Source organism: Legionella sp. PATHC035 (assembly GCF_026191115.1).
Taxonomy (GTDB): Bacteria; Pseudomonadota; Gammaproteobacteria; order Legionellales; family Legionellaceae; genus Legionella.
In genome coordinates this window covers 3,135,591-3,149,276 of sequence record NZ_JAPHOT010000001.1, presented here as the reverse complement: position 1 = coordinate 3,149,276, position 13,686 = coordinate 3,135,591, and the positions used below count along the sequence as shown (strand labels likewise).

Here is a 13,686-nt window from a genome sequence, read left to right as displayed (position 1 = left end):
AAAACATGGTCTCAGCTAATCTATAACATCGAACTAAAACAGCACACATTCTGCTCAAAATTTAATCCACAAAGTGGAGGATGCACAGTTCGCGTCCATGAGACTGCGCGGTTGCACGCCGTCAGTCTGAAGCATAAAACCAGTTTAAGCTGGTTTATTCAGCCCCGCGTTACATAACATTTACAAATTAGTTCTTAGATCAAAAATTGCCCAACAAATGCTGGGCTTAACAACCCAGCCTGAATTTGCTTATGCTGAATGAAAACCTGGTGTAGCTCAAAACATTCATTCTAAATGGCGCATAAACGCAACAAAACGAGCACATTAACGCTGTGCTAATCAACTTTATTTTTCATCGAAACGAATCGGTTTTCTACCTTCAATTGTTGTAATCGATAATGAATTGGTTATTATTTTTGGTGTAATAAAAATAAGTAATTCATCGTTTTTAAGAGCAATTTGGGTGTTTTTAAATAAATTTCCGACGACAGGCAACTGACCAAAAAAAGGTACCCTGGTAATCGTTTTGCTCTTGTCTTGCTGATAGATTCCCCCCAATACTATGGTCTGTCCATTACTGACAAGAACATTAGTCTGAATTTCCTTAGTCAAAATAGCAGGCACACCGTTAAATAATTGGGGTGAGGCCGTATCCTGATTAATTTTTAACTCCATAAGTATTTTACTATCAGGAGTAATTTGCGGAGTAACCTTTAAACTTAATACCGCTTTTTTGAACGCTACCGCAGTCGCACCACTTGAGGTGGCTTCCTGATAAGGTATCTCCTGTCCTGAATCAATGACTGCAGGCTGTTGATTCGCGGTAATAAGTCTCGGACTGGATATCAATTCAGCAAGCCCTTCACTTTCCAAAGCGGATAACTCAAGATCAAGTAAAATATTATCGCCAAGCTGAGCCAATGCAATACCAACGGAGGCAGGGACTGCTCCCGTCACAGGTGCTGCAACCAAATCTAAGTTTAATCGGTCTGTAAACGGTACGACATTTGCAGGAGCAACCCCCTGCTCCAGTTGGTTCGCTCCAGCTAAAGTACCACTTAAATGAGGCGGTTTGGAAACACCCCAACGTATTCCCAAGTCTTGCGCAAAATCTTTAGTGACTTCGACAATACGTGCCTCAATAAGTACTTGTTTAACAGGCACATCCAACTGTTTTATCAAATCCCTGACCTCATCGATTTTGGTTCCGCTGTCTTGAATCCAGATGGTATTTGTTCGTGTATCAACACTTACTTTACCCTTTTCAGATAGGAGTGAGTTTTGTTTGTCTTTAATTAAAATCGCAAGATCAGTAGCTTTTGCATAATTAATCTGAATCAGTTCAGAACGCACCGGTTCAAGTTTCTGAATAATATGCTGGCTTTTAAGCTCTTCTGCCTACATTTTATCGAAAGAAGCTTTATAATCGATCAACATCACATTACCTGTCTGACGCTTAGCGAGTCCTTGCGTGGTTAAAATAATATCTAAAGCCTGATCCCAGGGAATGTTATTTAGTCTTAGAGTGATATTTCCCTGAACTTTATCGCTTACGACGATATTAATTCCAGTAAAATCAGCCAATAACTGTAACACAGCGCGTATGCTGATATTCTGAAAATTCAAAGAAATTCTTCTTCCGGAAAATACCTTCTTCTTTAATTTAGCCTGTTGCGCTTCTTCTTGAGTTAAGGGAAAGACATCAATCATGAATTGTTTATTAATTTGATAAACATATTGACCAAAATTACCCTTATTAGACAAAATCATGTGCGCGTTTTTACCGGCTTGCTGAAAAGCAACCAGTTGTACTGGGCTGCGGAAATCGGAAACATCAAAACGTTTCCTTAGATTCTGTGGAATATTTGTATTTAAAAATTTGACAAGAATTTCTTTACCATGTTCTTCGACCTCAATTGGAACGCTGCTATTGGAAACATTAACTATTGCACGGCCGCCTTGTCTCTCAATCCCACGAAAGTCAAAATGATTGATTTCATAACTTGTCTTGACCGGTTTATTGGTGATTAAAATTTCTTTAGGAGGTTGAAATAACTCGTTGCTTTTGCCATTCAAAATCAGTGTATAAACTTTTCCAGAAATCGAACCGGAATAAGGTACAGGGAAATTTAAATCCAATATAGCTCGAACACGCGACCCCACAGCTACAATGGTATAGGTATTTAGTGAACCTAATTTGATTTCTTTCGTCCTCTGCTCTGGAGATAATTGCAGGTTGGAATCAATGAAATCTAGAACGATACGTGCCGGCTTTTGCGTCACAAAACTTGCAGGTTCTTGCTTTAGAGGTTTCGCAAATTGGAAATCCAAACGCAACTTTTCCTCAGGCAAAGGAATTACCTTTACCGATTCAAGAGGATTATTTTGGGCAAAAGCCATCATACATAAGCTCATGCCAATAAAAATGAATAAAGCAGTTATTCTCCGCACTTTTGCTCCTACTTCCCGGTATATAATTCAATCGTGGTTCTACGTTTCTCCCACTTTCCTGAGGTTTGTGTTGTTTCTATTAATTGAATTGAATCATTTTTAATGGACACAATACGACCATAATTCTGCCCTATATAATTCCCAATTCGAACATGAGTAATATCTGAGCTTGGTAATTTAATCAATGCCCACAATTCATTTCCCTGTTTTAAAGTTCCTACAAATTTCAAGGCATCCAATGGATAAGCCTCCAAAGGCTCTTTACGTCTGTTTTTATCTGGGGCATTTAAATCAACTTGTTCTTTTTTTTGAGTTATGGGCTTAAATGGATTTCGTCGGTCACCATTATCAGGGAATTTAAACGTCGGTAAAGGTGAAAATGTAGGAATTGGTGCTACCTCCCGTGTTTTTCTGTGTTTCACTTCATTGATGTATTGCCTCAAATCATCATTATCACTGGAGCAAGCAACCAGTAATAAACAACAAATAAACCCCATCATTTTGGGTAGATAACCAATCCTTTGTCTTCGGCTCATCATTGTGTGCGATATCGATATATTTTGGCAGTAATGCTCATTACCAACTCATCTTCCGAGACTGTTTTATGATCCTTGGAAGACACCCCTTCAATAGTAAAATCATGTAACGTTACAATTCGATTCATTTCAGCCACTCGACTTATAAACATAGCCAATTGAAAATAAGTTCCTACAACTGAAATTTTTATAGGTAATTCAACATAAAAATCATGCATTACTTCTGGTTGTGGAGCAAATAACTCAAACCTTAATCCTGAGGCCACCCCTGTTTTAGAAATTTCTTCCAGCAAGCCAGGCATCTCATTTTTTTCAGGAAGCTGCTTGAGCATTAGCACAAAACGCTCACTCATAATCTGCAGTTGTTCACGAAAGGCCGGTAAATTATATAATTGCCGTTGCTTGTTTTCAAAATCTGTTTTTAAAGTTGCTTCTTGACCCTCCAATTTACTGTACTGAGTGAAATTATCTTGAATGATCAACCAATATCCTAAAGCAATAATTAGAAAACTAACACCCAAAAGAACACAGATTTTGACCACCAATGGCCATTGTCCAACATTTTCCAGAGTTAATTCATTGAGGTTGACGTTGTTCATAATATAATTCCAATCTGGAATTGAGGGGCTAGTACAAAAGTTAATTTAAATTCATTTTCAGTAGATTGCTGTTTCTCTTTATCCTTATCTTTATCGTTTTCTTCCCTCTTGATTTCACTAAGTACAGGATTATGGAGCCAATCATCATTTTCTATGTTTCTCATTAATATGGAAACAAATGTATTCGACTCCGTATATCCTGTGACTGAAATGATATCATTTTTGCCCTCCACCTGAGTAAGATAGACTCCAGATGGCGTGATTTTAATTAGCTCATCAAATAGATGAACCATTAATGTTCGAGTAGATTGTAAATGCTGCACTATCGACATTCTAGAAATGAGCATTTCTCTAGTTTTTTCCAAATTTTTAATTTCTTTTAATTGTGCATCCATCGCATTAATTTCTTTTTGAAGCATTTGATTACGCGTAATTTGATTACTCACTAAGCCGGAAGCATAGGAGTTAATTAAAAATACAATGAACGCAGCAGCTACAATGCACACAAGCAGCATGATCGTAAACAGTTTTTTTTCCTGCTCCCGCTTTAATTCTCGCCAGGGAAGAAGGTTAATCTGCGTCATATAGCCTCACCTAATATTCCTCAATGCCAGGCCACAAGCGACCATAAGTGATGGGGCATCATTATTAATCGCATCCAAATTCATCATTTTACCTGGAGTCATATAAGAAAATGGATTCGCAATGGTTGTACTCATTCCTAATCGCTCTTGAACTAATGAAACCAAGCCTGGAAGTTTGGCTAATCCTCCAGCCAACAGTATATGATCCACATCCCCATCTTGGCTGGTAGAATAAAAAAACTGCAAGGTACGCTTGATTTGCAATAATATATCCTCTTTAAAAGGTTCTAAAACTTCCTTTTCATAGTCTTCAGGTAATTCTCCATTCTCTTTTGCTAATGTCGCTTGTTCTAAAGTCATTTTATAATGTTCCGCTATCGACTCGATTAATTGTTTACCCCCAAATTTTTCCTCCCTGGAGTACACTAACTTCATTCCCTGTAATACAAATAAGTGGGTATAACTCGCCCCCACATCAATGATCGCTATTGTTTTATCTTGTCCTGATGCAGGTAAATCTTTCGCAATCTGTTGCGCCGCTCGTTCGACAGCATAAGACTCAACGTCAATGACTATTGCATCTAAGCCGGCACGAACCGCAGTCTCAACACGCTGATTCACATTTTCCGCTCGTGATGCAACAATAAGAACATCCAACATATGCGGATTTTTTTCAGAGTGGCCTAAAATTTCAAAATCAAGGTTGATTTCGTCGATGGGATAGGGAATGTATTTATCAGCCTCAGTAACAATTAGTTCCTCCATTTCCTCATCATTTAAACCCTCATTGATTTGTATTACCTTGCTAATTATTGCAGCATCAGGAACGGCTAACGCAACCTGCTTACATGGGGTATTCAAGCGATCAATTACTTTCTTAATACAGCGGGAAACCACATCAATATCCTTAATTGTATTCCCATCCATGGCATTCGAGGGTAATACTTCACGTCCGTAGTTTTCCACAACAAGGTCACCTTCTTGCCCTGAAATTTCCAATACTTTAACCGACGTTGATGTAATGTCTATTCCGAGAATTGAACGATGTTTGGGCTGAAACAATTTGAGCATGTTTCTTATTCCCTTGAATCTTCCATGCATTCAAAAAAACTCCTTTAGGATCATTTATTGATGTTAACGTAAGCTCTTAAAAAATTACACTGTTTTCTGCTTCATTCACTGATAAATAAGTGATTAGATTTTGTCATTTTCACCATTGCACTATAACAACTTGCACTGCTCAAAAACATTTAATATAGTGAAAGACCAACTTGTAAGGGGATTTCACATTTATGCTTTAAAAGGAGATTTGCATGACTCGATTAGAAGAACTCATTTATTCACTCGCAACAGTTATAGTTCGTTATCACGACAGCCAAGCCGTTAAAGAGAAACTTGTTTCTGCAGTTGAACCCACAGCACTCAGAAAAAAATCTCACGAACGCGCAATGGAAATAATTCAAGATACCAAGACTGACTATTTTCCATACCTGCAAGGCAAGATCTCTGCGTGCACAAAGTCCTATCATGATCGAGAGGATTTTCTTTTATTTATTTTAAATGAAACCCGCTTTCTTAAAGAACAGCTCGATAGAAAAACTCCTTTTGAAGAAATAGAATTACAAACGTTTCACGAACACTTAACGCAATTATTCATCGACTTTCGACAATTATTAAATCTAAAAAATGGAGTGGCGTATTCAGTAACCTCAAACAACACCAAAGGCTCTAAAATGCCGGATTTGTCTGGTTTGTTAAATGCTCGTATGGTTGGTGGCAAATATTGTAATTCCGGTCAATTACTGATTGAGGAAGTATTGTTTGTACTGCATATGACCCCAGAGGACTCTAACGCGGAACTGAAACAAATTGCTTCAAACATTTGTTTAGAATTTCAGACCCAATTAGAGAATCAAAGAGAAAAATTGAAGAGAGCGAATGAAGACTCAGAAAAGGAAACTCATAAATTAGAATTAGACAAACTAAAATCTTCAACAGAGATACAAAAATCTGAGTCAGAAGCCCAACAATTAGAAATTGAAAAGTTAAAAGAATCATTGGAGAGGCAAAAATCTGAATCAGCAGCCCAAATATTGGAGCTACAAGAAACAAATAAAAAACAACTAGTCAGTATTGATCAATTGACACAAGAACTAGAAAAAACCAAAACAGAATTACAAAAAACTCAAACAGAAGCGCTAATGAGACGTTATCCCACCTATAGTCCTATATTTGGTCTTACCGGATTACAAATGCTTCCAAGACAAGGAACAATTCCGCAAACAGGAACAAATCGGTTTTTTCCATCTATTCAGCCTACGCATTCTCCATCACAAACTCCATCAACAGATCAAGAGTTAGAGGAAAGTCGTCATGGTAGTACAATAGAGTAAAGATAAAAAAATCATCGTCATTTGCTGACTTGTTTATACAACTCACTATGTTTCATTGAATTTTTTCTGCAAAATTCAGTGAAACAAAAAAAACAGTGCAGAATTTCCCTATTTTTTGCACAAAACTCGCAATCTTACAGAGAATCACTGTATAATATCCGCCTAATTTCATTAAAAACGCATGACTCTATGAAAATGGCATACTTCTGGCGTAAAGGTCTATGGGCGCTGATGAGCCTGTTTTTTATTTTAATCGTAGCAGGTAGTTTCTTATATCTCTACCTTGAAAGCCAACTCCCCAATGTCGATTCCTTAAAGACAGTACAACTGCAAGTACCTTTACAAATCTTCAGTAAAGAAGGTTTACTGATTCAGGAATATGGTGAAAAGAAACGAATTCCTGTCACCTATGATGAAATACCACCCATGCTGATTCATGCTTTGATTGCCACCGAAGATCAACGTTTTTTTGAACATCCTGGTGTCGATATTTTGGGCCTTGGCCGTGCCGCTGTGCGCATGGTGAAAACAGGAACAAAATCACAAGGCGGTAGTACCATTACCATGCAAGTGGCACGTAATTTTTTCTTAAGCCGCAAAAAGACGTTCCTACGCAAATTTAATGAGATTATGCTTGCTATAAAAATAGATAGGGAGTTAAGTAAAGAAAAAATTCTCGAACTCTATTTGAATCGAATCTATTTAGGAAATCGTGCCTATGGAGTTGGTGCCGCAGCAATGGTGTATTTTGGCAAGTCACTCAAGGAATTAAATCTCGCAGAATTAGCGATGATTGCGGGTCTTCCTCAAGCCCCTTCAACACAAAACCCCATTGCAAATCCGCTTGCTGCCAAAAAGCGTCGCGATCACGTATTAGAGCGTTTGTTGGAAGAACATTACATTAATGAAGAACAATATCAGAATGCCATCAATCAACCGATTACTGCCAGATATCATGGCACTCATATTGAAGTAAAAGCGCCTTATGTTGCTGAAATGATTCGTCAATCGCTGTATGACAATTTTGGGCCGGATGCCTATACTAAAGGCTACAAAGTGTACACCACTATCGATGGCAAACTACAAAACACGGCCAATGATGTAGTTGAAAAAAATTTAATAGCCTACGATCATCGTCATGGTTATCGGGGACCTGTTGCTACTATTGGGGAAAATGACAGTAAGTCCTTGCATTCAATCCAAAAGAATTTGGAAAAATATCCAGAACTTAATCACCTGATACCTGCCGTTGTTACTGAAGTTCGGGAAAAAGAAGCTACCGCCACATTACAAAGTGGCCGAACTGTTCTTATCCCTTGGGCCGGTATGTCTTGGGCCAGACCAGCACTTAAAAATGGTTGGGTAGGAAAAGCGCCATCCAAGGCCATGCAAGTTGTCGCTGTAGGCGATATCATTTACGTACATTCGACCAAAGACCATTGGGAATTAGCGCAAATTCCTGAAGCTGAATCAGCGATGGTAGCACTTAATCCTAAAAATGGTGCTATTGAAGTTCTTGTTGGCGGATTCAACTTCCAAAAAAGCAAATTTAACCGTGCCACGCAATCAAGCAGACAACCCGGATCCAGCTTTAAACCTTTTGTCTATGCCGCAGCGTTAAATAACGGTTATACCCTGGCAACATTGATAAACGACGCACCTATTGTTGTTGATGATCCAAGCCAACCCAACCTATGGCGTCCTCATAATGTGAATCTGAAATTCAATGGGCCTACACGATTGAAAAAAGCTTTAGTTCAATCTAAAAATTTGGTATCCATACGTATTCTTGATGACATAGGCATCAATTACACCATCGATTTTTTAACTCGATTTGGATTTAACAAGAAAACGCTTCCGAAAGGTCTTTCTCTCGCATTAGGTAGTTTATCCGTTAGCCCTATGGAACTGACTGCCGCCTATGCGATCTTCGCAAATGGTGGTTATAAAGTTGAGCCCTACCTTATCGATCATATTACTGATACGGATGGTAAAATTTTACTGCAAGCCAAACCAACCGTTGTTTGCAATAATTGTACTAATGTAGATCATTCCACGCTGGCGCCTCGCGTCATTCCTGAGGACATTACCTTTTTAATGAACACTGCATTAAAAGACGTGATTCAACATGGTACCGCGCGTGCGGCTCGAGTGCTCAATCGTCAAGATATAGCTGGTAAAACCGGCACAACCAATGATCAAGTAGATGCCTGGTTTGCTGGGTTTAATGCCGATCTTGTTGTAACCACCTGGATCGGTTTTGATAATCCCAAATCCTTACATGAATACGCTGCAGGACTTGCTCTGCCATTATGGATAGACTTTATGAAAGTTGCTTTGAAAGGGAAACCTGAGAGTGAAATGAAACAGCCCGAGAATGTAGTCGCTGTTCGCATCGATCCGAATAGCGGCTTACTGGCTCGTCCTAATCAGGCTAATGGAATTATCGAGTATTTTCGTAATAAAGAAGTTCCTGCGGAAGAAGATCCAACTCCCGTTTATAATGCGAGTAATGATCAACAACAACTTCCAACGAGCGAAGACAGTTTGTTCTAATCAATTCATGTAACCCTAGATGCTTTCAACACTTAATCCGAACTTCGACGTACCGCGGCTTGTCCGCGGTATTCAGATATTGTTGCTGTGTCATTTGTGGGATGAAAATTCTTTAGGTGCAAGCCACGATATGTCGAAAACCTGTGTCGACTTCTGGAGAAAATACAGTTACCAGCACTGATGCATAAGGAAGGTTCTTAATAATTCGCTAGATTGAGTGACAAGGTTTTGATTATCGAGCACCGCACCAAAGTATGTGTGCATCGAATACAGAACATCTTGGCCTTGCGGCCAAGATTGCAGAATGATAAACAAGCTTTTATCGACCAGCTAATGCAATCGCAGCAGGTGTATACTCATAACCTAAGTCACGCGCAACCGCATCAAAAGTAATCTTCCCTTGATGGACGTTCAAGCCATTGAGTAAATGCTTATCATTTAATAAAGCAAGCTTCACGCCTTTGGTTACGATGCTCAACACAAAAGGTAATGTTGCATTATTTAAAGCAAAAGTCGATGTTCTAGGGACTGCACCAGGCATATTTGCAACACAATAATGAACTACATTATCAACAACATAGGTAGGTTCTTGATGTGTTGTGGGGCGACTTGTCTCAAAACAACCACCTTGATCGATGGCTACATCCACTAATACCGAACCAGGTCGCATTGATTTAAGCATGGAGCGAGTCACTAATTTAGGAGCAGCCGCGCCAGGTACCAATACCGCACCAATCACTAAGTCAGCACTGGCCACATATTTTTCTATAGCATCAGCTGTAGAATACACCGTATTGAGCTTAGAACCAAATTGGAAATCTAATTCGTTTAAACGTTGTAAAGAACGATCCAATACGGTAACTCTTGCCTCCATACCCATAGCCATGCGCACTGCATTCGTCCCGACTACACCCCCACCAATCACCACAACGTTTCCGGCGGCGACTCCAGGAACGCCACCTAGTAAAATACCACTGCCACCTTGAGCCATCTCCAAGCAATGTGCCCCAGCTTGAATGGACATCCGCCCTGCAACTTGTGACATTGGAGCCAGTAATGGTAAACCACCACCCTCTTCTGTTACTGTTTCATAAGCAATTGCAGTGACACCAGATTCTTTAAGCATACGTGCTTGATGAGGATCTGGGGCCAAATGCAAATAAGTAAATAATGTTTGACCTTCACGTAGACGCTTGCACTCAATGGGTTGTGGTTCTTTTACTTTGACGATGAGATCCGCTCTTGAAAACACTTCATCCGCGCTGTCAACAACCTCTGCTCCGGCATGTCGATAATCATCATCGGAAATACCAATCCCCAATCCAGCACCCTTCTCAACTATAGCAGAGCTTCCCACTCTTATAATTTCTCTGATACTAGAAGGAACAAGACCTACACGATTCTCTTGAGGTTTAATTTCTTTTGGAACACCTACTAACATACTTTCTCCCTCTAACGGTTTTTTAATTGTGCAATTAACTGTGGCACGAGTTCAAATAAATCACCAACCAAACCATAGTCAGCAATTTGAAAAATAGGGGCATCTTCATCCTTATTAATTGCTACTATAATCTTGGAATCTTTCATCCCTGCCAAATGCTGGACAGCTCCTGAAATTCCTACAGCAATATAGAGCATTGGTGCAACGATCCTTCCGGTTTGCCCCACCTGATAATCATTAGGAACAAATCCCGCATCAACAGCAGCACGGGATGCTCCCACAGCAGCACCAAGAACATCGGCTAACTCTTCAATCAATTGAAACTTTTCAGCGCTTTGCAGTCCTCTTCCACCTGAGATGACAATTTTAGCACTGCCTAAATCAGGACGTTCCGATTTACTGAGTTCATGTTTAACGAATTGGCTCCCTTTTGCAATACATTCTTTATCAATTTGTTCCATGCAACAGCTTGTTTGACTCTCTGTAATAGGATTAAACGCCGTAGAGCGAATCGTAAGAACTTTGATAGGATCTAGGACATGTACTGTTTCTATCGCATTACCGGCATAGATTGGATGTTCAAAAGTATCTTTATCAATAATTTTACTGACCTCAGAAACTTGAGCCACATCTAATAGTGCTGCAATACGTGGTGCAATATTTTTACCAAAAGTACTTGCTGGCATTAATATAGCTTTAAATGAATGTGCAAAAGAAAGAACTAACTCACTGATTTGTTCTGCTACAGGATGCTCATAACATGGTTTATCAAGGCACCAAACCGCATGTGCCCCTGCAAGAGTTGCAGCTTGTTCAGCGACGTTCCTGCATTGATGTCCAATAACAAGTAAGGTGGGATCATCACCCAATTCTAATGCCGCAGCTAAAGTATTACGGGTAGATGGGTGTATGGTTTGGTTATCATGTTCAACGAGTATTAAAGTGCTCATCACGTCCCCTTATTAAAGCACTTTGGCTTCATGCTGTAATTTATCCAATAACTCAGTCACTGATTCAACTCTCACTCCAGCACTGCGCACTGCAGGTGCTGTAACTTTTAATATCTCAACATGTTTTTTAAGTGACAATCCAAGGCTATCCAATTCTAAAACATCCAAAGGTTTCTTTTTGGCTTTCATAATATTGGGTAGGCTGGCATATCGTGGCTCATTTAAACGTAAATCCGTACTCACTACAGCCGGCAAATCGACGCTGATTGTTTCGAGTCCGCCATCAATCTCACGAGTTACCTCAAGGTGATCTGCATGTGCTTCAATTTTGGAAGCATAGGTAGCCTGCGACCAATTTAACAGAGCAGCTAACATTTGTGGGGTTTGATTATTATCCCCATCAATAGCTTGTTTACCCATCAATACTAAATCAGGCTTTTCATCATCGACAATCTTTTTCAGTATTTTTGCAATATTAAGGCTTTCCAATGACTCCTGGGTTTGAACCAATATTCCTTTATCTACCCCTAAAGCCAAAGCATGTCTTAAAGTTTCCTGTGAGCTGTCGCCGCCGATACTTACTGCAATCACTTCGGTCGCCCAATTTTTTTCGCGCAAACGCAAGGCTTCCTCTACGGCTATTTCATCAAATGGATTCATGGCCATTTTAATATTTTGTGTTTCAACTCCGGAATGGTCCGACTTGACCCGAATTTTCACATAAGGATCGATTACACGCTTCACTGCCACGAGAATTTTCATAATTCCTCACTGGATAATCAAAACAATCGCATCTTGCCAGAGATACTGTGCCAAATTCAAGTGGGTATTTCTAATTAAGCTGAATTTGATCCCTTTATCGTTGCTGAGATAACGATTAAAAGTTGCGTCTACTGGCGGTATAAATAGATTCATTATAAAAAATTTAGGACTTACTTAAAGCAGGCTGCATCTCAAAATTATCTTGCAGCAGTCTAATTACACGTTCTGCTCTATCCACAGCTAAAGCAGTTTTTCCTCCCTCAGTATACACATTAGGTTTTTTTTTAACTTTCTCTAATGCCTCATGTGCTTTCGCTATTTTTTGTTCAACCAGTAAGTCATCATCTTTATCTAATACACGCATAGTCAGCAAAAACGAGTCTAGGGCTCGATACTTCTCTCCTCCGGCCCTCCAATTTCTAAAAAATTGTTGTTCCAACAATCCAAGATAGGATTCGATAGGTGCTGCGATCATTTTTAATTGCGGTGTTTTGAAGTTATCACTGATACTTTGATTTTGGCTGGCAAGAATTAATTCCCGACATAAGTTTTCATCTGCCATGGTGCGCTCGAATTGATCTTCAGCAGCAGAAATGAGTGGGGTTAAAAGACTAGAACCTATATGCAAACTCATCTCATAACACTGACGTGATGCCCAAAAGGTCATTTCAACGAGGCGTACCAATAAAGTTGTCGTAGCCGTAGCCGAAACCATAGTAATTTGTTGCAAGGTACTGCCAACACTTTGTAATTCTTTTGAATTGCTACTCTCCATATATTGTCCGCTCTTCAATAAAGCAAAGTAAAGTGCGTAAACAGCAAATAGTTCTTCAGCAAAAACAAAGGTACCAAAACTGATAAAAACCATAGGTAAAAATGAAATTAACGCCCGTATGCCCTTAGGTTTTATCTTACCTACTTCATCAAAATAACCCGTAGATTGATCGAACAAACCTAAAAGTCCCACGTATAAATTACGTTCAGTAAATGTTCTGGAAGAATTTTTTAAGTGTTCTAACCATTTTTTAAGATCTTCTCGACTTGAAATGTCTTCAAATTTAAGCGGTTTAAAATCCTGGGGGAACATTAATTTCTCATAACAAAGACTTAATGTTTTAAAACAAGCGCCATCATTACGATTTTCAGATAAATTCTTCTCGAGCCATTTAGCTTCCGCACAAAATTTTGACAAAAGATCCGGATGAAAATACAAAGACAAATTTTTATAATTTTTTTTGATTTTTGTTTTTTCTGGGCCCTCGTTTAGCAATAGTTTATTAATTAACTTAATAAAATCAGCATCCAGACGTAAAAGGGCCTCTTGATTCAAATCACTGATATAACATTTGTTTTCTTCATCAAAACTGGCATAAACAAGAACCAGAGTTTTTAATTCAGTCTCTATAGTCATAAC

General features: G+C 39.1%; 10 protein-coding genes and 1 pseudogene. 2 read left to right on the top strand and 9 right to left on the bottom strand.

From position 1 onward, the window contains the following. Positions 1-345 precede the first annotated feature (345 nt). The 5 genes and pseudogenes from OQJ13_RS17030 to OQJ13_RS13815 form a co-directional block, all read right to left on the bottom strand. Positions 346-2,451, bottom strand: a pseudogene (locus OQJ13_RS17030) (type IV pilus secretin PilQ). 8 nt (positions 2,452-2,459) lie between these two features. Continuing rightward, complete coding sequence (locus tag OQJ13_RS13830) at positions 2,460-2,990, bottom strand: pilus assembly protein PilP (RefSeq protein WP_265711416.1); 531 nt, start codon at positions 2,988-2,990, stop codon at positions 2,460-2,462. Beyond that, positions 2,987-3,586 (bottom strand): type 4a pilus biogenesis protein PilO, encoded by a 600-nt coding sequence (locus tag OQJ13_RS13825; protein ID WP_265711415.1) that lies wholly within the window; start codon positions 3,584-3,586, stop codon positions 2,987-2,989. Before OQJ13_RS13825 ends, OQJ13_RS13830 begins: the two co-directional genes overlap by 4 nt. Then, positions 3,583-4,170 carry a PilN domain-containing protein gene (locus OQJ13_RS13820; RefSeq protein WP_265711413.1) on the bottom strand — a complete coding sequence of 196 codons (588 nt, stop codon included), beginning with the start codon at positions 4,168-4,170 and terminating at the stop codon, positions 3,583-3,585. Before OQJ13_RS13820 ends, OQJ13_RS13825 begins: the two co-directional genes overlap by 4 nt. Before the next feature lie 6 nt (positions 4,171-4,176). Beyond that, positions 4,177-5,241: a pilus assembly protein PilM gene (locus tag OQJ13_RS13815; protein WP_265711412.1), complete on the bottom strand. Its 1,065-nt coding sequence runs from the start codon at positions 5,239-5,241 to the stop codon at positions 4,177-4,179. 242 nt (positions 5,242-5,483) lie between these two features. On the opposite strand from OQJ13_RS13815, the gene OQJ13_RS13810 reads away from it, so the two are divergent. Continuing rightward, positions 5,484-6,563 carry a hypothetical protein gene (locus OQJ13_RS13810; RefSeq protein ID WP_265711411.1) on the top strand — a complete coding sequence of 360 codons (1,080 nt, stop codon included), beginning with the start codon at positions 5,484-5,486 and terminating at the stop codon, positions 6,561-6,563. A gap of 189 nt (positions 6,564-6,752) precedes the next feature. Beyond that, complete coding sequence (locus OQJ13_RS13805; protein ID WP_265711410.1) at positions 6,753-9,119, top strand: penicillin-binding protein 1A; 2,367 nt, start codon at positions 6,753-6,755, stop codon at positions 9,117-9,119. A gap of 319 nt (positions 9,120-9,438) precedes the next feature. Here the strand turns inward: OQJ13_RS13805 and ald are convergent, their stop codons facing one another. The 4 genes from ald to OQJ13_RS13785 all read right to left on the bottom strand — a co-directional run bounded on the left by ald (position 9,439) and on the right by OQJ13_RS13785 (position 13,683). Further along, positions 9,439-10,560 (bottom strand): alanine dehydrogenase, encoded by a 1,122-nt coding sequence (gene ald / locus OQJ13_RS13800; protein ID WP_265711409.1) that lies wholly within the window; start codon positions 10,558-10,560, stop codon positions 9,439-9,441. Between the two features lie 11 nt (positions 10,561-10,571). Then, positions 10,572-11,510, bottom strand: coding sequence for an electron transfer flavoprotein subunit alpha/FixB family protein (locus tag OQJ13_RS13795; protein ID WP_265711408.1), 939 nt, complete (start codon positions 11,508-11,510; stop codon positions 10,572-10,574). 12 nt (positions 11,511-11,522) lie between these two features. After that, positions 11,523-12,272, bottom strand: coding sequence for an electron transfer flavoprotein subunit beta/FixA family protein (locus OQJ13_RS13790; protein ID WP_265711407.1), 750 nt, complete (start codon positions 12,270-12,272; stop codon positions 11,523-11,525). Positions 12,273-12,435: 163 nt separating this feature from the next. Beyond that, a complete protein-coding gene (locus OQJ13_RS13785) occupies positions 12,436-13,683 on the bottom strand; it encodes a J domain-containing protein (RefSeq protein ID WP_265711406.1) in 1,248 nt (415 codons plus the stop codon). Positions 13,684-13,686 lie beyond the last annotated feature (3 nt).